This window comes from Pseudomonas sp. Mn2068 (assembly GCF_049319725.1).
GTDB classification, from domain to species: domain Bacteria; phylum Pseudomonadota; class Gammaproteobacteria; order Pseudomonadales; family Pseudomonadaceae; genus Aquipseudomonas; species Aquipseudomonas gingeri.
In genome coordinates, this window is record NZ_JBMOUG010000001.1 from 524,717 (window position 1) to 549,253 (window position 24,537).

General features: G+C 68.1%; 4 protein-coding genes. All 4 read left to right on the top strand.

The features are described 5' to 3' along the window. Positions 1-177: 177 nt before the first annotated feature. From ACL9RJ_RS02360 to ACL9RJ_RS02375, 4 genes are read left to right on the top strand one after another with little or no spacing between them, the layout of a single operon-like run. On the top strand, positions 178-10,545 hold the full coding sequence (locus ACL9RJ_RS02360; RefSeq protein WP_422764937.1) for an amino acid adenylation domain-containing protein: 10,368 nt from the start codon (positions 178-180) through the stop codon (positions 10,543-10,545). After that, positions 10,542-14,702: an amino acid adenylation domain-containing protein gene (locus ACL9RJ_RS02365; protein WP_422764824.1), complete on the top strand. Its 4,161-nt coding sequence runs from the start codon at positions 10,542-10,544 to the stop codon at positions 14,700-14,702. Before ACL9RJ_RS02360 ends, ACL9RJ_RS02365 begins: the two co-directional genes overlap by 4 nt. Further along, a complete protein-coding gene (locus tag ACL9RJ_RS02370; RefSeq protein ID WP_422764825.1) occupies positions 14,702-23,860 on the top strand; it encodes an amino acid adenylation domain-containing protein in 9,159 nt (3,052 codons plus the stop codon). The genes ACL9RJ_RS02365 and ACL9RJ_RS02370 overlap by 1 nt, the downstream gene beginning before the upstream one ends. Beyond that, entirely contained in the window at positions 23,850-24,530 is a 681-nt protein-coding gene (locus ACL9RJ_RS02375) for a hypothetical protein (RefSeq protein WP_017128384.1), read from the top strand. The genes ACL9RJ_RS02370 and ACL9RJ_RS02375 overlap by 11 nt, the downstream gene beginning before the upstream one ends. Positions 24,531-24,537 lie beyond the last annotated feature (7 nt).

Sequence of the window (24,537 nt, forward strand, 5' to 3'; positions counted from 1 at the left end):
CGGCCCTGGTGGCCGGGCACCGATGCCCGGGGCAGACGCCCCGCAGCCCTACAAAAATAATGCAGTCATGGACGGTAGCCCTCAATGTTCGACAAGACCTCGTTGCGTGAAATGACGCCGGCGCAGTTCGCCGCCTTGCACAAACGTCCGAAAATCACCCCGATGGAGCGCTCGGGCGTGCCGCCGGCGGCGTCCTTCGCGCAACGCCGGCTGTGGTTTCTCGCCCAGTTGGCCGGTGGCGGCGACGCCTATCACATCCCCCTCGGCCTGCAACTGCGGGGCCCCCTGGACCGCACGGCACTGAAGCGGGCGCTGGATCGGCTGGTGGCCCGTCACGAATCGCTGCGCACCACCTTCGCCGCCCACGATGACGAGGTGGTGCAGGTGATCGCCGGGGCCGGACGGGGTTTCGACTGGCAGGTCCACGAACTCGCCGGCCATCCCGAGACCGGGGCCCGGGTCGCGGCATTGGCTCGTGAAGAGGCGGATGCGCCTTTCGATCTGAAGCAGGGGCCGTTGTTTCGCGGGCGCCTGCTGGTGGTTGGCGAGCAGGAACACGTATTGCTGCTGACCTTGCACCACATCATTTGCGATGGCTGGTCGATGGCAGTCCTGACCCGGGAACTGGGCGCACTGTACGACGCCTTCCGCCAGGACCTCGACGATCCGCTGCCGGCCCCGGCCCTGCAATATGCCGACTACGCCGAATGGCAGCGCCGCTGGCTCGCCGAGAGCCCCCAGGCCGACCACGGCGCCTACTGGCGCGACACCCTGGCCGGGGCACCCACCTTGCTGGAACTGCCCGCCGACCGGCCACGCCCGGCATTGCAGGCGTATCAGGGCGGTTTCGAACCGCTGGTGCTGGACGCCACCCTGACCACACAACTCAAGGCCCTGAGCCTGCACCATGGCAGCACGTTGTTCATGACTCTGCTGGCCGGCTGGGCCGTGGTGCTGGCACGTCTCTCCGGACAGGACGAGGTGCTGATCGGCACGCCGACCGCCAACCGCACGCGCCGGGAGACCGAGGACCTGATCGGCTTCTTCGTCAATACCCTGGTGTTGCGCCTGTCGGTGGCCGATTCTCCGACGGTGAGCCAGTTGCTGGAACGCAGTCGCGCGGTGACCCTCGGCGCCCAGGAACATCAGGAACTGCCGTTCGAACAGGTGGTGGAGCAGCTCAACCCGACCCGCAGCCAGGCCTACAGTCCGTTGTTCCAGGTGATGTTCGCCTGGGAAAACACCGAGCCGGGCGCGCTGCGACTGGGCGGGCTGGAAACCCGGCCACTGCGCAGCGGTCATCAGGCGGCCAAGTTCGACCTGACCCTGGTCCTGGCCGAGCAGGATGGCGTGATCAGCGGCGGCCTGGAATATGCCAGCGCGCTGTTCGATGCGGCGACCGTGACGCGTTTCGCCGGTTACCTGCGCCGGGTACTGGTCGGCATGGTGGTGAACCCGCAGCGGCCGGTGGCGGAGCTGGAGTTGCTGGATGGCCAGGAGCGCGACAGCCTGGTGCTGGACTGGAACCGTACCGAACGGGCATTCGACGGCAATCGTTGCGTGCATGAGCTGTTCGAGGCCCAGGTGCGCCGCGACCCCCGAGCCGTGGCCGTGCGTTGCGGCGACGACAGCCTCGATTATGGCGAACTGAATGCCCGGGCCAATCGCCTGGCCCATGAACTGCGTGCCCTGGGCGTCGGCCCGGACGTGCGGGTCGGCCTGTGCCTGGAGCGCACCCTAGACATGCCGCTCGCCGTGCTGGCGGTACTCAAGGCCGGGGGTGCCTATGTGCCGCTGGACCCGGGCTACCCGCTGCCGCGCCTGGCGCATATGTTGAGCGACAGCGCACCTGCCGTGGTCCTGACCCATGGCCCGGCCCGCACAGCGTTGCTCGCCGCCCTCGACGGGATGGCGAGCAAGCCGGCGCTGCTCGATCTGCAACAGGACGCGCCGCGCTGGGCCGGTCGCCCGGAACACGATCCCGAGCCGCGGGCGCTGCAACTGACTTCGCGACACCTGGCCTACGTGATCTACACCTCGGGCTCCACCGGCCAGCCCAAGGGCGTGATGGTCGAACACCGCGGCCTGCTGGCGGTCAGTGCAGCCTGGGAAGGCCTGTACCGGCTGCGGCCGGGGCTGCGACACCTGCAGATGGCGGGGTTTTCCTTCGACGTGTTCAGTGCCGACCTGATCCGCGCCCTGGGTTTCGGCGGCGAACTGGTGCTGTGCCCGCGCCAGGCATTGATGGACCCGCCGGCCCTGTACCGGCTGCTGCGGGACAGCCAGATCGATTTCGCCGACTTCGTCCCGGCGGTGCTCAATCCATTGCTGGCCTGGGCCGAGGACAGCGGCCAGGGTTTGTCCTTCCTCGACACCGTGGTCTGCGGCTCGGATACCTGGACCGCCCATAGCGCCCGCCAACTGCGCCAGTGCTGCGGCGAGCGGGTGCGGATCGTCCATGCCTACGGCGTGACCGAAGCCAGCATCGACAGTACCTGCTTCGAACTGGCGGCCCAGCCGTCGCTCGACAGCAGCCTGCCGATCGGCCGGCCGCTGGCCAATACCCGCGTCTACCTGCTGGACGCCGCCGGCGCCCCGGTACCGATCGGTGTTGCCGGCGAACTGTATATCGGTGGCACCGGCATTGCCCGTGGCTACCTGAACCAGGCGCAACTGAGCGCCGAACGTTTTGTCGACAACCCCTTCGTTGCCGGCGAACGTCTGTACCGTACCGGCGACCTGGCCCGCTATCGGGCCGATGGCAACCTGGAATTTATCGGCCGCAACGACTCCCAGGCCAAGCTGCGCGGCCTGCGCCTGGAACTGGGCGAAATCGAAGCGCGCCTGGCCCAGGTCGCGGGCGTGCGCGACAGCCTGGTCCTGCTGCGCAGGGACAGCCCTGGCGAGCCGCGGCTGGTGGCCTATTACCGCGAGGTCGGCGAACGGCGCCTCGGCCCTGGCGAGTTGCGCGCGCAATTGGCCCTGAGCCTGCCGGACTACATGGTGCCGAGCGCCTTCGTACGCCTCGAAGCCTTGCCCTTGACCGCCAACGGCAAACTGGACCGCAGCGCGTTGCCAGCACCGGATGCCATGGCCTTCGACCAGCAACACTATGCAGCGCCGCAAGGAGCGCTGGAAACCGAGCTGGCGCGGATCTGGAGCGAAGTCCTGGGTATCGAGCGGGTAGGGCGTGACGACGGCTTCTTTGCCCTGGGCGGTCATTCCCTGCTGGTCATCCAGGTCATTGCGCGGATCCGCCGCAACCTCGACCTGGAAATCGCCGCCTCGGTCCTGTTCGCCACCCCGCAACTGAAACACTTCGCCCTGCGCCTGGGCGATGCCCGGGAGGCTGCGCACACGCCGATCGAGCGGGTCGAGCGCGGCGCCACGCAAACGTTGTCGTTCGCCCAGCAGCGCCTGTGGTTCCTGGCGCAGATGGACGGCGGCAGCGCCGCCTACCATATGCCGCTGAACCTGCGCCTGCGCGGCCGCCTGCAGGTGCCGGCGCTGGAACGCAGCCTCAATCAACTGGTAGCGCGCCATGAAGCGCTGCGCACCACTTTTATCAGCGTCGAGGGCGAGCCACGCCAGGTGATTGCCCCTCCCGGACAGGGCCTGAAGCTTGAGCGACTGACGCTCGACGGCGCCGATCCTGCCGGGGAGCGCCTGGCCCGCCTGGTGGACGAGGAGGGTGCCCGGGCGTTCGACCTGGAGCGCGGGCCGCTGATGCGCGCCTGCCTGGTGCGCCTGGACGAGGACGACCAGCTGTTGCTGCTGACCTTGCACCATATCGTCTCGGACGGCTGGTCGATGGGTGTGCTGACCCGCGAGCTGGAGCAGTTGTACACGGCGGCACTGCAGGACCGCGACGACCCGTTGCCGGAACTGGCCCTGCAATACGCCGATTACTCGGCCTGGCAACGTCGCTGGCTGACCGGCGAGGTGCTGGAGCGGCAGAGCCGCTACTGGCGTGAAACCCTGGCGGGTGCCCCGGTGCTGCTGGAGCTGCCGGCGGATCACCCGCGTCCGGCGGTGCAGGATTATCGTGGCGGCGTGGTGCCGCTGGTACTAGACGAGGAACTGACCCGGGGCCTCAAGGCCCTGAGCCGGCAGCAGGGCACGACCCTGTTCATGACCCTGCTGGCCGGCTGGGCGCTGGTGCTGGCACGCCTGTCGGGACAGGCCGAAGTGGTGATCGGCGTGCCTTCGGCGAACCGCCCGAACAGCGAGCTGGAGGCGTTGATCGGTTTCTTCGTCAACACCCTGGCCCTGCGCCTGAACGTGTCCGACAACCCCAGCGTCGGCCAGTGGCTGCAGCAGGCGCGCACGGTGGCGTTGCAGGCCCAGGAACATCAGGACCTGCCGTTCGAGCAGGTGGTCGAATTGCTCAATCCGCCGCGCAGCCTGGCCCACAGCCCGCTGTTCCAGGTGCTGTTCGCCTGGGAGCAGGTGCAGCATGCGCAATGGGCACTGCCGGGGCTTGAAATCGAGCCGGTGGCGAGCCGACAGACTGTCGCCAAGTTCGACCTGCAACTGGCCCTGAGCGAACGTGACGGACAGATCGTCGGTGGCCTGGAGTACGCCTCGGGGCTGTTCGACGCGGCCACGGTCGCCGGTTTTGGCGAATACCTGCGTCGGATCCTGGAGCAGATGGTCGCCGACAGCGCACAAGCGGTCGCCAGCCTCGATCTGCTGAGCCCGGAGCAACACCGGCAACTGCGCGAACAATGGCAGCGCAGCGACTCCGTGCGGGTTCCTCAAAGTGGTTTCCTCGCCCGTTTCGAGGCCAAGGTGGCGGCGACGCCGCAGGCCGCTGCGCTGTATTGGAACGCGGCGGAGCAGAGCTACGCCGAGCTGAACGCGGCGGCCAACCGCCTGGCGCATTTCCTGCGCGGGCAGGGCATCGGTCCCGAGGATCGGGTCGGCCTGAGCCTGGAGCGCTCGCCACAGATGATCATCGGCCTGCTGGCGATCCTCAAGGCAGGGGCCGCCTATGTGCCGTTCGACCCGGCCTATCCGGTCGAACGCCTGGCCTATATGTTCAGCGACGCGGCGCCCAGCCTGCTGCTGACCAGCGCGCAACAGCGGGACAAGCTACCGGCCAGCGTCGCGGCTTTGCCGTTGTATTGCCTGGACAGCGACCAGGCACGCTGGGCGAGCCAGCCGAGCGACAACCCCGTCGTCGCGATCACTCCGGCCCACCTGGCCTATGTGCTCTACACCTCCGGTTCCAGCGGTCGGCCCAAGGGCGTGGCGCATACCCTCCAGGCCCTGGATAACCTGATCGACTGGCAACTGACCGAGGCCACGGGCGAAGCGCCGGTCCCGCAACGGGTACTGCAATTCGCCTCGCTGAACTTCGATGTGTCGTTCCAGGAAATCTTCAGCACCCTGTGCCAGGGCGGTTGCCTGGTGCTGCTGAGCGAAGAGCAGCGCAAGGACCTCGCCACCCTGCGTCCGACCCTGGTGGCAGCCGGCGTGCAACGGGCCTTCCTGCCGTTCGCGGTGTTGCAGCAGGTCGCCAGCCTGACGCCGGCCGACGCGCCGATGCCGCCGGGCGGCTGCGATATCATCACCGCCGGCGAAGCCCTGCGCATCAACGACGAGTTGCGCGCCTTTGTCCTGGGCCTTGGCGGCACGCACCTGTACAACCAGTACGGGCCGACCGAGACCCATGTGGTCAGCCAGTTCCGCCTGGCCTGCGCCGAGGCCGACGACTGGCCCGAGGCGCCGCCCATCGGCCGGCCGATCAACAATGCCCGGCTGTACGTCCTGGACGAGGCGCTGAACCCGGTGCCGGTCGGCGTGGCGGGCGAGCTGTACATTGCCGGTGCCTGCCTGGCGCGGGGCTACCTGAACCAGCCGGGACTGACTGCCGAACGCTTCCTGCCCGATCCGTTCAGCCGTGAGCCGGGGGCGCGCATGTACCGCAGCGGCGACCAGGCGCGACTGCTGGCCGATGGCAATGTGCAGTACCTGGGACGCATCGACCAGCAGGTCAAGCTGCGCGGTTTCCGCGTCGAACTCGGGGAAATCGACAGCCTGCTGCACCAGCAGCCGGGCGTGCTGGAAGCCGCGGTGCTGCTGCGCGAGGATGCACCGGGAGACCCACGCCTGGTAGCCTACATCGTCGGCCCGGCGAGTGTCGAGACAGTGCGCGACGCACTGCGCCGGCATTTGCCCGAGTATATGATCCCGAGCGCCTGGGTGACCTTGGCGCAACTGCCGCTGACCGGCAACGGCAAGCTCGACCGCCGTGCCTTGCCGGCGCCGGAACGGCTGTCCGGCAGCGACTATATGGCACCGCTGGCGGAGGATGAAATCCAGCTGACGGCGATCTGGGCCGAAGTCCTGCGCTGCGAGCGGGTCGGCCTGCGGGACAACTTCTTCGACCTCGGCGGGCATTCGCTGCTGGCCACCCGGCTGGTCTACGCGATCAACCAGCGGATGGCGGCGCAACTGTCCCTGAGCAGCCTGTTCAAGACACCGACGCCGGGTGAGCTGATCGCCGCGGTCCGCGCCAGCCGTGACGAGCGCATAGAGGCCGAGCCGGCCTTCAGCGTGATCGAGCCGGACCTCGCTGGCCGCCATCAGCCGTTTCCCCTCACCGATATCCAGCAGGCCTACTGGTTCGGCCGCGAGGCCACGGTCAGCCTCGGCGGCGTCAGCGCCCACGGCTACGAGGAACTGCGCATCCGCGATTTCGATAGCGCCCGCTTCGAGCAGGCGCTGAACCGGATGATCGAACGCCATGACATGTTGCGTGCGGTGTTTCTCAGCGACGGCACCCAGCAGGTACTGGCGCAGGTGCCGGTCTACCGCCTGCCCAGCCTCGACCTGCGCGGCCTGGAGGCCGATGTGGCGCTCCGGGCCCTGGCGGACAACCGCCAGCGCCTGTCCCACCAGGTGCTGGACGCCAGTCGCTGGCCGCTGTTCGAGTTCAGCCTGACCTTGCTCGACGATGGCATCAGCCACCTGCATATCAGCCTCGATGCGCTGATCGTCGATGCCGCCAGCAGCCAGATCCTCGCCCGCGAACTGATGGCCTGCTACATCGAGCCGCAACGGGCGCTGCCGGTGCCGGGCCTGGGCTTTCGCGACTATGTGCTGGCCGAATACCAACTGCGTGGCGGCGTGCGTTATGAACGGGCGCTGGCGTACTGGCGCGAACGCGTCGGCGACCTCGCGCCGGCCCCGGACCTGCCGCTGGTGCGCCAGCCGGAAAGCCTTGCGGCGCCGCACTTCACCCGGCGTGACCGGCAATTGCCGGCCGAGCACTGGGCAGGACTGAAGGCCCTGGCCAAGCAGTTTGCCGTGACGCCTTCGGTGGTATTGCTGACCGCCTTCTGCGAGGTCCTGGCGCTGTGGAGTCGCCAGCCGCGCTTCACCCTCAGCCTGCCGTTGTTCAATCGCCTGCCGCTGCACCCGGATGTCGACGGCATCATCGGCGACTTCACCTCGCTGGTGCTGCTGGAAGTACGCATCGACGGCAACCAGGGCTTCACCGACAAGGCCCGGGCGATCCAGCAACAACTCTGGCAGGACATCGACCACGCGGTGGTCAGTGGCGTGCGGGTCCTGCGCGAACTGTCCCAGGCCCGCGGGGTCCAGCAGACGGCGATTCCCATCGTGTTCAACAGCACCCTGTCGGAAGCTGCCGCGCAACAGGCCGAATACAACCTGGCGGATGCCCTGCAAGCCGAGAACGTGCACAGCATCACCCAGACCCCGCAAGTGTGGATCGACCATACCTTGCTGGAGCTGGAGGGGCGCCTGCTGTTCAACTGGGACAGCATCGACGAACTGTTTCCCGAAGGCCTGATCGGACAGATGTTCGACGCCTACAACGAACTGCTCGATCGCCTGCTCGACCCCCAGGCCTGGAACGCGAGCACCCCGCAGTTGCTGCCTCGGGCCTGCCTGCCGGCACCGCTGCCGGCCCCGGCCGCGGCGCCGTTGATGCATGAGCTGTTCGAGCGCCAGGCGCTGGCGACACCGATCGCGACGGCGCTGATCGCGCCAGGGCGGCAGATGAGCTACGGACAGTTGCGGCAACAGGCGCGCCAGCTCGGTGCCCGTTTGCAGGCGCGCGGAGTGGTGCCCAACCAACTGGTCGCGGTGATGACGGAGCGGGGCTGGGAGCAGGTGGTGGCGACCCTGGCGATTCTGTATGCCGGCGGCGCCTACCTGCCCATCGACCCGGCGCTGCCGAAACAGCGGGTGCGGCATATCCTCGAACGGGCCGAAGCCCGCTGGGTGCTGACCCAGCCCGGCCTGGACGTGGGCGGCGAATGGTCGTCGCAAGTGGCGATCATCACCGTGAGCGACATCGACGAAAGCAACACTGACGAGAGCGACACTGACAAGAACATCGGCCCCGAGCTGCAAGCGGTGGCGACGGGGCCCGGTGACCTGGCCTATGTCATCTACACCTCGGGCTCCACCGGCCTGCCCAAGGGCGTGGTCATCGATCACGCCGGGGCGGTGAACACCCTGCTGGATATCAACCGGCGCTTTGCCGTGGGCCCGCGGGACCGGGTCCTGGCGGTCTCGTCACTGAGTTTCGACCTGTCGGTGTATGACTTCTTCGGCACCCTGGCGGCGGGCGCGGCGGTGGTGCTGCTGGATCACCGCCAGGCCCTCGATCCGCTGCATTGGCGCGAACTGATCGAACGCCACCGGGTCAGCCTGTGGAACTCGGTGCCGGCCTTGCTCGGGCTGTTGCTGGAATCGGTGGAAAACCAGGGCGGCACGCTGCCGGCCAGCCTGCGCCTGGCGATGCTGTCCGGCGACTGGATTGCCCTGAACCTGGCCGACCGGGCGCGGGCGTTGCAGCCGGCCATCGAAGTGATCAGCCTGGGCGGCGCCACCGAGGCGTCAATCTGGTCGATCTGCTACCCGATCGGCGAGGTCGACCCCGACTGGCGCAGCATTCCCTATGGCAAGGCCCTGGATCACCAGCGTTTCCATGTCCTCGACGAGGCGCTGCAACAGCGCCCGACCTGGGTGCCCGGGCAGTTGTATATCGGTGGTGTCGGCCTGGCGAAAGGCTACTGGCGCGACGAGGTACAGAGCGCCGCCAGCTTCTTCGCCCATCCGCTGACCGGCGAACGCCTGTATCGCACCGGCGACCTCGGGCGCCTGCTGCCGGACGGCAATATCGAATTCCTCGGGCGCGAGGACAATCAGGTCAAGGTCCAGGGCTATCGCATCGAACTGGGCGAAATCGAAGCCGTGCTCAACCGCCATCCCGGCGTGCACAGCGCGGTGGTGCGCATCCTCGGCCAGCAGCACGGCGAAAAGCGCCTGGCGGCCTATCTGATCAAGAGCGATACCCAGCTGCAGGCCGGGGATTTCTCCCTCTACCTGGCGGACAAGCTGCCGGCCTACATGGTGCCGACATCCTTTACTTTCCTGGAAAACTGGCCGCTTTCGGCCAACGGCAAGGTGGACAAGAGCCGCCTGCCGGAACCCCGGATAAACGAGGACAGCGGCCCCGTGCTGGAGCCGCGAGGCCCGCGGGAAGAGCGCCTGGTAGCGATCGTCGAGGCACTGCTCAAGCGCGACGGGATTGGAGGCCACGCCAATCTGCTGAGCCTGGGCGCCACCTCCATCGATATCGTCAGGATCAGCAACGCCTTGTCCGCCGAGTTGCAGTTCCGCCCGCACCTGGCGCAACTGCTGGCCCAGCCGACCCTGGCCAACCTGCTGGAACTGTACCGGCGCAGCCTGGAGCACCAGGCACTGGTCAGCCGTATCCAGCCACCGCTCGCGCAGACCGTCGAGGTGATCGAAGACCCGCAACTGCGCCAGCAGTTCAAGGCCGACGAGCATGGCCGGCGGCGCTTTTCCCGGCCGTTGCCGGCGGTGGCCCTGGCGTTGCCCGAGGACAGCGGATTCAGCCGACGCTTCAGCGACTGCCGTTCGGTGCGCCGCTACGACCCGCAACCGATCCCGACCGCGGCATTCGCCCACTGGCTGGCCGGACTGTCGCGTGGGCAGCTGGACGGCGAAGTGAAGTACCAGTTCCCCTCGGCCGGCGGGCTCTATCCGCTGCAGGCCTATCTGTATATCAAGCCGACGCGGATCCACGGTGTGCCCGGCGGCGCCTTCTACTACGACCCGGTACGGCACCAGTTGCAAGCGCTCGGCGAAGCTTCGCGGCTGGACCCCGACACCTACGACTACTTCGTCAACCGCCCGGTGTATGAAGACGCCGCGTTCGCACTGTTCCTGATCGCCGACCTGGCGGCCATCCGCCCGCTCTACGGCGAGCGCAGCCGGGATTTCTGCCATATCGAGGCCGGTGCCATGGCGCAGTTGCTGACCATGACGGCGGCAGAGCAGGGCCTGGGCCTGTGCGGCATGGGCTCGATCGACGAACAGTCGCTGCCGGCGCTGTTCGACCTGGGGCCGAGTCATCAGTTGGTCTATTCGATGGTCGGCGGCCTGCGCGCTGCCGGCGAGCAACGCAACAGCCGGGTGGAGGCCTTCGCCACGACCCGCACGGATGACGACAGCGACATGGAGGAGATCGAAGTATGAATGCCCATCAGTTGCTGGACCTGTTCAGTCGTCATGGCGTGAGCCTGGAGGTCGATGGCGACAAGCTGCGCTGCAAGGCGCCCAAGGGGTTCCTCGGCGAGGACCTGCTGCTGGCACTCAAGCAGCACAAGCAGGCGCTGATCGCGTTGCTGGGCGCAGGCGACGGCATTGCCCCGCGGGCAGAGGGCCTGACGCCGCTGCCGCTGTCATTTTCCCAGCGACAGTTGTGGTTTCTCGACCAACTGGAGCCGGGCAATCCGTTCTACAACATCCCCAACGCGGTGATGCTCCGGGGCCGGCTCGAGGTCGCCGTGCTGGAACGGGCGCTGAACGAGCTGGTACGGCGCCACGAGGTCTTGCGTACAACCTTCGCCCATGTCGATGGCGAGCCGTGCCAGGTGGTGCATCCGCACCAGCCCGTGGCGCTGCCGGTCAGCGACCTGCGCGGCCTGTCGCCCGAGGAGCGCGAAGCGCAGGTGCGGGAACGGCTGGCCGGGGATGCCCGTGGCGCCTTCGACCTGGCCCGCGGGCCGCTGCTGCGGGCCTCGCTGCTGCAACTGGCGGACGAGGAATACCTGTGGCTGTACAACCTGCACCACATCATCGCCGATGGCTGGTCGATGGCTATCGTGCTGCGCGAAGTGGTGACCCTCTACGGCGATTACCTCAAGGGCCGGTCGTCGAGCCTGGCGCCCTTGCCGGTGCAGTACGCCGATTACGCCTGCTGGCAACAACGGCAACTCGGTGGCGAGGCCTTGCAGGAGCAACTGGACTACTGGCGCCGGACCCTGGCCGATGCGCCGCCGTTGCTGACCCTGCCCACCGATCGGCCGCGGCCACGGGTGCAGGGCTATGCCGGCGCGACCTGCCACAGCCGCCTCGACGGCGCCACCCTGCGCGGATTGCAGGACCTGGCGCGACAGACCCAGGGCTCGCTGTTCAACGTCTTGATGGCGACCCTGGCGGTGTTGCTGTGGCGCCACAGCGGCCAGCAGGACGTGTCCATCGGTACGCCGTTCGCCAACCGCGGGCGGGCGGAAATCGAGCCGCTGATCGGCCATTTCGTCAATACCCTGGTGATCCGCAACCGCCTGGAACCGGGGCAGACCTTCGCCGAACTGCTGCGCGAAACCCGTGTGCGCATGCTTGAAGTCCATGCCCATCAGGACGTGCCATTCGAGCGGGTGGTCGAGGCGGTCAACCCGCAACGCGATACCGCCTATTCGCCGCTGTTCCAGGTGATGCTGGTGTTGCAGAACACGCCGGGCGCGGCCGTCGAGATGCCGGGATTGAGCCTGGCGCCCCATGGCACCAGCAGCGCCACGGCCAAGTTCGACCTGGCGTTCGAGCTGGTGGAGCAGGGCAACGGCCTGCAACTGACGGTGGAGTACAACACCGACCTGTTCGATGCCGCCACCGTGGAGCGCCTGGCGGGTCACTACCGGCGCCTGCTCGAACAGGTCGCCGAGGATGCCAAGCAACCGATTGGCGCCCTGGACCTGCTGAGCGAGGCCGAGCGCGAGCAGATCGTCGTCGACTGGAACCACAGCGCGCCCCTGGCCCAGGTCCCCGGTTGCGTCCATCACCTGATCGAGGCCCGGGCGGCGAGTGCGCCACGGGATGGCGCGGTGCTGTTCGAGTCCGCCACCCTCGACCATGGCGAACTCAACCGCCGCGCCAACCGCCTGGCCCATCATCTGCGCGGCCTCGGCGTGGGGCCGGACGTGCGTGTCGCGGTCTGCCTGGAACGCTCGCTGGAACTGCCGGTGGCGATTCTCGCCGTGTTCAAGGCCGGGGGCGCCTATGTACCGCTGGATCCGACCTATCCGGTCGGGCGCCTGGGCCACATGCTGGCGGACAGCGCGCCGCTGGTGGCGCTGGTCCACGGCTCGACCCGTGACCTGCTGGGTGCCGCCTTCGCCGAGGCGGGTCGCGAAGTACCGGTGTTCGACCTCGACAGCGACGCGCCGATCTGGGCCGGGCAGCCCGCGCACAATCCCGATCCAGGCGCGGTCGGCCTGACCCCCGAGCACCTGGCCTACGTGATCTACACCTCCGGCACCACCGGCCTGCCCAAGGGCGCCATGGTTGCCCATCGCGGCTTGAGCAACCTGTTGCTGTGGTGTTCGCAGGTCTGTGGCGAGGGGGCGGATTCGGCGATGCTGCAGAAGATCCCGTTCGGTTTCGACGCCTCGGCCTGGGAACTGCTCTGGCCGCTGGCCGCGGGCGGACGGCTGGTGCTGGCGCGCCCCGGCGGGCATCTCGAGCCGGCCTACCTGGTCCGGCTGGCGCGGGAGCAGCGGATCAGCGCGCTGGTGTTCGTGCCGGCGATGCTGCAACTGTTCCTCGATGTCGATGAGGTCGGCGATTGTGTCGACCTGCGCGATGTGTTCTGCGGCGGCGGCGAGCTGACCCCGTCGATTGCCCGGCGTTTCCAGCAGGTCTTGCCCCACGCGCGGCTGCACAATGTCTACGGTCCCACCGAAACCACGGTGATCAACAGCCTCTGGACCCTGGAGCCCGGTGCCGAGGTGCCGGCACGGCAACTGCCCATCGGGCGGCCCATTGCCCAGGCCCGCCTGTATGTGCTCGACGACCACGATACACCGGTGCCGGTGGGCGTCAGCGGCCACCTGCACATTGGCGGGGTAGGCGTGGCGCGGGGTTACCTGGGACTGGAGTCGTTGACGAAGGAGCGTTTTATCGCCAGCCCGTTCGTGCCCGGCGAGCGCCTGTACCGCAGCGGCGACCTGGCGCGTTATCGCCCGGACGGCCAGCTGGAATTCCTCGGCCGTAATGATTTCCAGGTCAAACTGCGTGGCGTGAGGCTGGAACTTGGCGAGATCGAGGCACGACTCGAAGCCTTTCCCGGCGTGCGCCGCGCGGTGGTGCTGATGGTCGGCGACACCGCGCAGAACCAGCGACTGGTGGCCTGTTGCAGCGTGTCGATGAGCGCGCGGCCTGAAGAGGCGGCGGTGCATGCGCACCTGGCCGGCACCTTGCCGAGCCAGGTCCTGCCTGCCGCCTACCTGTGGCTGGAAGAACTGCCGTTGACCGCCAATGCCAAGATCGACCGCGACGCGCTGCGGGCCCTGGCCGACCAGGACCTGGCCAGCCGCCAGGTCAACCTGTCCAGCCCGCGCGACCATATCGAACTCAAGCTCTATCAGATCTGGAAGGGCCTGCTGCTGGCCCCGCAGATCGGCATCCGCGACAACTTCTTCAATGTCGGCGGCACCTCCATCGCGGCGATCAAGATGGCCCACCAGGTCGGCCAGGCCTTCGGCATCGAGTTGCCGATCCGCGTGGTGATCGGCCATCCGAGCATCGAGGCGCTGGGTGGCTGGATCCGCTCGGGGGCCAACCCGGCAGCGGCCCGGAGCAACCTGATCGAGTTCCGTCGGGGTGACGGCCAACGCAATGTGGTGTGCATCCATCCCGCCGGCGGCACGGCGTTCTGCTACCTGTCGCTGGCCAAGGTCCTCGCGGAGTCGGTGGGGGTCTATGGCGTGCAGTCGCCGGGGCTCAATCCCGGCGAGGCCGCCGAACCGACGGTCGAGGCCATGGCCGCGGCCTATCTGCGCCTGATCGAACCGCTGGTCACGCAACCCCTGGTTCTCACCGGGCTGTCGTTCGGCGGGCTGGTGGCCTACGAAATGGCCCGGCGCCTGACAGCGGCGGGACATCGGCAGGTCACCGTGGTGCTGCTCGATACCCAGGGCTCGGACAATGCCGCCTACCGGCAGCACATGGCCCCGGTGAACATGGCCGAGTTCCGCGACAAGCTGGTGCGCTTCAACGGCATGTACCCCGGCATCGAAGACGCCCAGGTCGAACGCTATTTCCATATCTACAACCACAACCGCATGGCCGTGGCGGACTACGTCTGCCAACCCAGGGCCGGGCGGGTGGTGCTGATCCAGGCACGCGAGGGTTTCAGCCGTGCCCAGCTCCATGGACTGCGCGGTTTCTGGCGCCGCCGGGCTGGCGATGGCTACCTGGCGAAGCTGGTCAACGGCGGTCACTGGGACATGCTGGAGACCGTGGAAATGCGCCGTGTCGCCAGGACCCTCGAACAGGAACTGAAGCGGTTCGATGGCCCGGGGCGGGCATCCGCGGCGACCTTGCCGGCTGAATCTTTGACGCAGGAGGCGTAATGGACATTCTTCAGCAAGAGAGTGCTCGGCCAGGCAGGGTGCAGCACACCGCCCCGGCGACCCTGCTCGGGCGTTTTGCCCAACAGGTGGCGGCATCGCCCCAGGCCCTGGCGGTGATCGACCGGCAGATACAATTAAGCTACAGCGAACTGGCAGCCGCCAGCGAACGGATCGCCCAGGGCTTGCTGGCGCGTGGCGTGCGCCCCGGACAGACCCTGGCGCTGTGCATGCCGAGGTCCTGGCGCTGGCTGGCGGCGCTGCTCGGTGCCTTGAAGGCCGGGGCCGTGGTGGTGCCGCTGGACCGTGCCAGTCCAGCGCCACGGCGGGTACGGATGCTGGAGGACGGCGCCTGCGTCGGGCTCCTGGTGGACGAGCCTTTCGCCGATCTGCCGGCCAGCCCGTGGCAAGCCGAAGTGGCGGCCTTGCTGGACACTCCGGCGCTGGGCGCACTGCCACTCGCCAGGACGCCTGCCGAGGTGAGTTTCCTGTTCTACACCTCGGGCTCCACCGGGACGCCCAAGGCGGTGGAAGTCGGTGAGCGCGGGATCTTGCGCCTGGTGCAGCCCGGCGGCTACATCGAGATCGGACCTGGCGAGCGCTTTGCCTGCCTGTCCAACCCGGCCTTCGATGCCATCAGCTTCGAACTCTGGGCACCGCTGCTCAATGGCGGCACCTGCGTGATGATCGCCGATGACGAACTGCTCGATGCGCGGCGCCTGGCCCAGGTGCTGGAGACGCAGGCGGTGGCGACACTGTTCATGACGGTGTCGTTGTTCAACACCCTGAGCCAGGAATATCCGCGCTGTTTTGCCAGCCTGCGCCAGGTGTTGATCGGTGGCGAGCAGATCAGCGCCGTGGCGGTTCGCGACTGGTACCGGGCCAACCCGCACAGCGCCTGCCGCATCTTCAATGTCTATGGGCCGACCGAGTGCACCACGTTCGCCTTGTGCCAGCCGATCGCCCGCGACTTCGAAGGGACCTCGGTGCCGATCGGTCGCCCCTTGCCCGACACCGGGGTACGGATTCTCGACGAGCAGCAACGGCCGGTCGCCCTGGGAACGGTGGGCGAGCTGTACCTGACGGGGAGCGGCGTGGCCCGCGGCTACCGCCAGCGGCCCGAGGAGACGGCGCGCTGTTTTGTCACCTTGCCCGGCGCCGATGGCCAGCCATTGCTGCATTACCGCAGCGGCGACCGGGTCCGCGAGAACGAAGCGGGCCTGATCGAGTACATCGGCCGCGTCGACCGTCAGGTCAAGGTGCGTGGTTTCCGTATCGAACCCGGTGAGGTCGAACAACGCATCCTCGAATATCCCGGCGTGGCCCAGGCCTATGTCTGCACCCGTCGCCAGGCCGCCGAGGACCACCAGTTGCTGGCCTTTATCGTGCCCCGCGACGAGCTGGACCCTGCCGGGTTCGACGCCCACCTGCGGGCGCAACTGCCGACCTACATGCGTCCGCAGCAGCTGTTTCTGCTCGAACGCCTGCCGCTGACCGCCAATGGCAAGGTCGACCGTGCGCGTTTGCTGGAGCAGGGTGGTCAGCCATGGCGGGCGTCACAGGCCACGGCGGGCGAGGAAACACCAGCGTTGTCATGGTTGCTGGAGCAGGCGCGGGCACTGTTGGGCCAGCCACGATTGGGCGGCGAGGACGATTGGTTGCGCAGCGGCGGCGACTCGCTCAAGGCCCTGCGCCTGCGTTCGGCGGTACGCCGCCGGTGGCAGGTGGAACTGAGCATGGCGCAGTTGCTGGAGGAAAACTTCACCGGCCTGGCCGAGCTCCTGGTCAGTTCGCGGGCGCATCCCGCGCTGTATCCGCCGGCACCAGCGCCGAGCACCTCGCGACGCCTGCCGGCGACCGCCGAACAACGCCGGTTGTGGTTGTTGCAGCAGCGCGAGCCGACGTCCACCGCCTATAACGTGCCACTGGTACTGTGGCTGCCGGCCGGCATCGAACTGGCGGCCCTGGGCACGGCCCTGGAGCAACTGGTGGCACGCCACCCGGCATTGCGCACGGCATTCGAGTCCGGGCCGGACGGGCTCGACCAGGTGGTCGCCGCACAGGGAGCGAACTGCCGGACCTTTGCCCGCGGCCAGTTCACCGAAGACAACTGGCAGGCGTTCGCCGCGCTGGTATTTGCCACGCCGTTCGACCTGGGCAGCCCCACGCTGTTCCAGTCCTGGCTGTTGCCATTCGCCGATGGCAGCGCGCGACTGCTTCTGCACCTGCACCACAGCGTGGTCGATGGCTGGTCGCTGAACCTGCTGTTCGACGATCTGCAGATGCTCTACACCGACATTCTCCAGGGGCGCACCACGGGCGACCGGGGCAATCGCCTGACACCGCTGGAATTCGGCCAGTGGCAGGGCCAATGGAGCGTTGCGCCGCACTACCGCCAGCAACGTCGCACCCTGGCACAGTTCCATCGCGAACAGCCGGAACCATCGCCTGGGTTGCTGCCACAGCGCAACGGCGGCGGGGCCGGGGCCCGGCAATATCGCCAGGCGCTGGAAGCGGCGCAATGCCTGGCGCTCGAACGCTTCTGCGGGCAACAACGACTGACACGCTTCGAAGTGTTGTTCAGTGTATTCGCCTGGACCCTGCACGCCCTGACCGGTCTGTCGCGTCCACGCATCGCCAGCCCGGTGTCCAACCGGCCGCTGGCCGAGTTCGAAGAAGCGGTGGGCATGTTCGCCAACACCGTGCTGATCCCGACGGCCGTCGACGGCACTCGCGCCCTGGACGAACTGTTGCGTGAACAGACCGATATCGTGCGCCAGGTGCTGGCGTATCAGGATGTGGCGCTGGCGGATGTGGTGGAAGACCTGCGCCTCTCGGGCAGCCAGACGCTGTTCGACTTCATGTTCGTGCTGGAGAACACCGATTTTTCGAAACTCGAGGGTTTCCAGGCCCGCCTGGAATTCACCGGGCCGTTGCAGGCCAAGTGCCCGCTGACCCTGTCGCTGGTGGACAGTGCAGAAGGCCTGGCGGGCTGGTGGGAATACCAGTGCGATTATTTCACCGAGGCGCAGATGCAGACGGCCGCCGGGCTGTTCCGTGGCGCACTGGATCGGCTGTTGCAGGCACCGACCGAGCCCCTCGATTCGCTGCTGTTGCCCTATCGCCGCAGTTTGCCGGCGGCCAGCCAGGGTGGAGCGGGGCAGCCGCCTTTCGCCACCCTGGCGGACTGGTTCGAGTACCAGGTGCAATGCACGCCCGACGCCACGGCACTGGTGGCGGGTGAACAGCGGCTGAGCTATGGCCACCTGAACGAACGGGCCGACACCCTGGCGGCCACCCTGCGCGAGGATCCGGCACTGCCTGCGCTGGGCCTCGCGCCCGGGCCGGTGGTGCTGTTCCTCGATACTTCGGTGGAACATATCGTTGCCTTGCTGGCCCTGGCCAAGCTCAACCTCACCGCGGTGCCGCTCGACCCCGGCTACCCCCAGGCGGTGTTGCGCCAGGTGCTGGGGCAGTGTGGCGCCCACTGCCTGTTGTTCAGCCGTGCGACCGAAGCGGCCCTCGAGCGCCTCGGCGAACACGGCATCGCTCGCCACCGGGTGCGGCTCGATGCCCCGACACGTCCCTTTGCCCGCACGCCACATCGGGGCGAACGGCCGTTGTACATGCTGTTCACTTCCGGTTCGACCGGCACGCCGAAGGGCGTCCAGGTCGCGGACCGTACGCTGTGCAACCTCTTGCAGTGGCAACGCGACGAGGGCGGGCTGGCGGCCCGGGCACGGACCCTGCAATTCTCCATGCTGTCGTTCGACGTCTCGTTCCAGGAGATTTTCAGCACCCTGTGCGGTGGTGGTTGCTACCACCTGATCAGCCCCGGCTGGCGCCAGGATGCACCGGCATTGCTGGACTACCTGCTGGACGCCGGCATCGAGCGCCTGTTCCTGCCCTGCGTGGCCCTGCAGCACCTGGCCGAAACCGCCGTGAGCCGGGGGCTCTATCCGAGCCGCCTGCGCGAAGTGGTCACGGCGGGGGAACAACTGCTGTGCACCGAGGCGCTGCGACAATGGTTCGCCGGCATGCCCCAGGCGAGCCTGTTCAATCACTACGGACCGACCGAGACTCATGTGGTGAGCGGCCTGCGCCTGGCGGGAGCACCACGGGAGTGGCCGCTGCGCGCGCCCATTGGCCGGGCGGTGAGCAATGCCTGCCTGCTGCTGGTGGATGAACACGACCGGCCGTTGCCAGCGGGCGCGACGGGCCACCTGCTGGTGGCGGGGCCGATGGTTGCCCGCTGCTACCTGGGCGATCCGCGGTTGAACGCCAGCCGTTTCGTCGAACTGCCCGATGCCACGGGAGCCCCGCGCCTGTTCTACCGCACCGGTGACCTGGCCCGGGTCGATGCCTCGGGGTGCCTGCATTACCTGGGGCGCGACGACCATCAGATCAAATTGAGCGGTCATCGCCTGGAGCTCGGGCAGATCGAAGCGACGCTGATGCAGGTCCCCGAGGTGACGGGCGCCATCGTCACCCTCGAAGCCGAACCGCCGCGCCTGGTCGCCTACCTGCAAGTGGACGGGATGGCACCCGCTGCCGAGGCGCTGGACCGTCGGCTGGCCCGTGAACTGCCGGCCCATGTGCGTATCGACAGCTATCGACGCCTCGACCAATGGCCGCGCACGCCCAGCGGCAAGATCGACCGCAAGGCCCTGCAAGGCCTCGGCGAGCGGCTGGAACGCCAGGCCATGGTCGCAGCCGAAGCCTCGTCGAACCCGCTGGAGCAGCGTCTCGGCGAGCTGTTCGAAGCGGTGATCGGCCGGCCGATCAGCCCGGACCAGACATTCTTCGAGGCCGGTGCCACCAGCCTCGGGCTGATGCGCCTGCATGCCCGCTATAACCAGGAACCGGAGCTGCAAGTGACCATGGCCGAGCTGTTCGAGCAGGTCACCCCGCGTCGACTGGCGGCCCATCTGGCGACAGCACCGGCCAGCAGGGTCGAACCCCTGCGCGGGCGCGACAACGGCCATTCGCCCATGGCGGTGATCGGCATGGCGGTCAATGTCGCCGGGGCCGTGGATCTGCGGGCCTTCTGGTCGATGGTCGAGACGGGCGCCTCGGGCATCGAGCGCTTCGACGCCGAAGCCGGACGGGTCGGCGCCCGCAGCCAACTGGCGGGGATGTTCGATTTCGATCCCGAGTACTTCGGCATCAGCCGCCAGGAAGCACGGCTGATGGACCCGCAACAGCGCCACCTGCTGATGGCCTGCGTACAGGCCCTGGAGCATGCGGCGATCGTTCCGGCGGCGGACGGCCCACGGATCGGCCTGATCGCCAGTTGTGGCGAAACCACCTACTTCCAGCAACTGCTGCGCCAGGCCGATGCGAGCGAACTGCCGGATACCTTCCAGATGGCCCTGCATCACGACAAGGATTTCCTCGCGACCAAGGCCGCCTATCACCTGGATCTCGGCGGCCCGGCCATGAGTGTGCAGGCCGCCTGCGGCAGTTCGCTGATCGCCGTGCACCTGGCGGCGGCGCTGCTCAGGCAGGGCGACGCCGATGTGATGCTGGCCGCCGGGGTGCTGGTGGACCCGACCCTGACGCAAGGCTATCGCTACCGACCGCAACATATCTTCTCCCGCGATGGCCTGTGCCGTCCCTTCAGCGACGATGCCAGCGGCACCCTCGGCGCCAGTGGCTACGGCGTGGTGGTACTCAAGCCCCTGGACCGGGCACAACGGGACGGCGACCGGATCTACGGGGTCATCGAGGCTTCGGCGCTGAACAACGATGGGCACGACAAGATGAGCTATACCGCGCCATCGGTGGCGGGCCAGAGCGCGGTGATTCGCGAAGCGCTGGACAAGGCCGGGCTGCGCGGCGCCGATATCGGCTATGTCGAGGCCCATGGCACCGGCACGCTGCTGGGCGATCCGATCGAGGTCGCGGCGCTGGGCAAGGCCTTCGGCGAGGCACCGGCGAACAGTTGCGCCCTGGCCTCGGTGAAAAGCCAGATCGGCCACCTGGGCGCCGCGGCCGGCGTGGTAGGTCTGATCCGCGCGACACTGGCGGTGTACCACGGCGTGTTGCCGGCGAACCTGGGGTTCAACCGGATCAACCCGCAGATCGACCTGCAACACACGCCGTTCCATATTCCCACCGAGCCGCGGCCCTGGCCCGAGGGCCGACGCCGCCTGGCGGGAGTCAGCAGCTTCGGCATCGGTGGCACCAATGCCCATGTGATTGTCGGCGCGGCGCCCGTGGCCGAGCCGGCGGCGGCGCCCGGCATCCCGTGCCTGCTGCTCAGCGCCCGGAGTCGCAGCGCACTGCTGCGCAACATGGCGACGATCAAGGCGTACCTGGACCAGTTCCCACATCGCCTTGAGGCGGTGTTGCGCTACCTGCAATCGGGGCGCCGCCAGCACCGTTGGCGCTACGGCGTGGCGTGTCGAGCGGGGGAACCGTGGGTGGCGGACGAAACGTCGATCCGCGAAGTGCCGCTGTCGACCCGGCGCTGGCCGGCCCATGGCGCGACGCCCGGGGAGATCCTGCAAGCCTGGTACGACGGCGCCCGGATCGACTGGCCGAAACGTTCGGCGCCACCGCCCTGGGACCTCGGGCCATCGGCATTCGATCTGGAAACCTGCCGATTCCCGCTGTCGGCACAGGGTCCGGCCCCGATCCCTGATACCCCGCCGGAGCCAGCCCGCACCCCCTTGCCGGAGTGGTTCCACCAGCGCCAGTGGCTGCGGGTGCGCCGCTTGGGCAGCACGCCGGCCGATAGGCGCCGCGAGACCCTGGTGGTCTGTGCCAACGAGGCCCTGGACAACACCTTGCTCGATGCACTGGGCAGCGTTTATCGGCGAGTGGTCCAGGTGCGTGCCGGCAATGGCTCGCGGCGCCTGGGGCCGGACCGTTTTGAACTGGACCCGAGTGATCCGCAGGCGCTGCTGCCGCTGCTGGCGGATGTCGTCGAGCCGCAAGTGACCGAACTGGATTGGCTGCACGCCTTGCCGTTGTCGGTCGGCGGCGCGGTGAACGAACAGAGCCTGGCGGCGGCCCAGTGGGCCTGTCTGGACACCCTGGCGGCCTTGATGCAGGCCTGGGGCGACTCACGCCCGACAAGATTGCGCCTGTGGCTGCTGTCCTGGCAGGCCTGCGCGGTCGAAGGCGAGGTACAGCGACCGGAACTCGGCGCCCTGGCCGGGGCCTGCGAAGTGCTGCCGCAGGAATATCCGCTGCGCTGCCACTGGCTGGACCTGCCCTCGGCACACTGGGCGAGCCAGGCCGACCGGCTGGCGGCGCTACTCAGCGATCCGGCGGCATTGCCCCGGCGCCTGGCGATTCGCGGCGACTACCTGTGGCAACCGCGGCTGATCGCCAGCCCGGCACCGTCGGCCCCGGAAACTTCGGCCTTGCTGCCCTTGACCGGGACCTTCCTGGTCCTTGGCGGGAGCGGTGGAATCGGCAGCAGCCTCTGCGAACACCTGCTGCAAGCGCCAGGGCGGCGGATGGTGCTGATCTCGCGCCGGGGCGAACTGCCAGCGAACCTGCTGGCCTACCGTGAGCGTATCGACAACCTGCAGGCCGATATCGCCGATCTGGCCCGCTGGCCGGCGGTACTCGAACAGCTCGCCGAGCGTCATGGCGAACTGGCCGGGGTCATTCATGCGGCGGGCGTCGGTGCCGGCGGCCTGGTCCGCCATCGCGATGCGCGGCAGATGGATTCGGCCATGGCCGCCAAGACCCTGGGCATGCTGGCGGTGGAAGCGCTGATCGCGCGGCTCGCTCCGGGCTTTGTCCTGTACTGCTCGTCGATGTCGGCGGTGTTCGGCGGTGCGGGGCATCTGGACTATGCCGCCGCCAGTGGCGTGCTGGATGGCTTTGCCCATTACCGTGCGCAGGCGGGACGCTGCGTGCGCCTGGGCCTCAACTGGGATATCTGGCGCGACCGCGGCATGGCCACGGCCGTCACCTCCAGCGACGAAGCCCATCAACGTCACCTGGCGCTCGGCCTGTCGGTCGAAGAGGGCGCCCGGGTGTTCGACCTGGCCCTGGCGATGCAACTGCCGCAGTGCCTGGTGTCGACCACCTCGATCGTGGCGTCGCGGGCCTTTTACCCGCGTCGCCACGGCGCTGGCGCGACCGTGGCCAAGAGTGCCGCCGCCGGCGTCGACCCGGCCGGGCACCTGCGCGCTTGCCTGTGCCAATGGCTCGGCCTGGAAACCTTGCCCGACGATGCCTCGCTGTACGAACTGGGCGCGGACTCGCTGACCTTGCTCGACCTGATCGACGAGGTGCAGTCGGGACTGGGCGTCGGCCTGCAACTGTCGCAGTTCAGCCACAAGGTCAGCCTGCGGGAAGTCCTGGCGCTGATCGATGCCGCCGGGGCTGGGGCTGGGGCCAGCGTCAGCGACTGGGCCGGCGCGGTGCAACTGGATATCTGGAGTCCCGGTGCCGGCCGGGAATGGCTGTGCCTGGTGCATCCGGTCGGGGGCGACGTGCAGGCCTATCGCGAACTGGTGGCGGCATTGCCCGAGACCCTGGGGGTCTGCGTGATCGCCGACCCGGCGTTGCAGCATCTGGGGCTGCCGCCGATCAGTCTCGCGCAACGGGCCGCCTGCTACCTGGAGTCCTTGCAGGCGCGTTTCCCGCGCCAGTCCTTTGGCTGGCGGCTGGCCGGCTGGTCCTTCGGTGCGTGGGTCGCCCAGGCCATGTGCGCGGCGGCGGGGCAGATGGGCCTGGCGCCACCCCGGCTGTATCTGATAGACCCGCCGGCACCGGACGCGGGCGTCGAACTGGCGCGAATGGATGAGCGGCAGATCGAGGCGGTGTTCCAGCGCGAATTCGCCCAACGCTGGCCCGAGGCGGACGCACGGGGGTTGTCCGAGGAAATGCAGGGTTACCTGCAACGGCTGACCACCTGCTGCAAACACAACATGAGCAGCATGGCGACGTTCACGCCGCCGGCCTTGGCGGACACCCCGGCCCGGCTGTTTATCGCCAGCCAGGCCAATCCCTACGGCGTCGGCCGGGGCTGGCAGGCCGACGAGTTACAGCGGGCCTGGCAAGGGTTGCTGCCTCATCTGCTGGAATGGCGGGTGCTGGACACCGATCACTACGGCATCGTCGGCGGACGCTGGGCCCGGCTGATTGCCGAGGTCATCGGCAGCGACGGGCAAGGAGAACGGCATGCACCTTGAAGCACAACCCGACTGGCTGCGGGTGCTGGTCCCGGTGCTGCTCGCCGGACAACCCGCGGACTGGGTGCAACGCTGGCGCAACGACTTGCAGGCGGCGCTGACCCACCTTGGCGGCCCGGTACCGTTTGCGCGGGTCCATGCCTGGCAGGCCGAGGTGGTACTGCCACGGTTGCCTGAATGCATCGAGGATAGCGATCACGCGAGCGTGGCGGCCCTGCAGCAATTGCATCGGCGCGCCGCCCTCGGAGTCAACGGTCGTCGCGGGGAATGGCTGGCGGCGCTCAAGCCGCTGCTGCCGGCCCTGTATCGGCGGGCTTTTCCCTATGCCACGGGTTATGCCCGGGCCCATGCGTTGGCCCTGGAGTACGCCACGGCGCCGGCCAACACCGCCATGATCGCCGAGCATTTCGGCGATGCCCGGGGCTACGCCGACTACTACGCCGAACTCAGCACCGAAGCCAACGCGGCGGCTTTCGCCGATGCCAACAGCCGGGCCTACGCCCACATGGCCGCGGGCATCTTCGCCGATAACGATGCCGCCGGTTATGCCGGGATCTGCGTCGGCGCCACCCGTGTCTGGGCCCTGGCCTGTGCCGGCAGTGGCGAGCAGGACCGCGAGTGCCGGCGGCGGATGTTGCGGGACCTGGCAGAAGGTTTGATAAATTCTTAAAAAAGGT

Bases quoted from the DNA above. Each gene is read 5' to 3' on its own strand.
- ACL9RJ_RS02370 (WP_422764825.1), top strand. From the start codon at position 14,702: ATGGACATTCTTCAGCAAGAGAGTGCTCGGCCAGGCAGGGTGCAGCAC.
- ACL9RJ_RS02375 (WP_017128384.1), top strand. From the start codon at position 23,850: ATGCACCTTGAAGCACAACCCGACTGGCTGCGGGTGCTGGTCCCGGTG.
- ACL9RJ_RS02365 (WP_422764824.1), top strand. From the start codon at position 10,542: ATGAATGCCCATCAGTTGCTGGACCTGTTCAGTCGTCATGGCGTGAGC.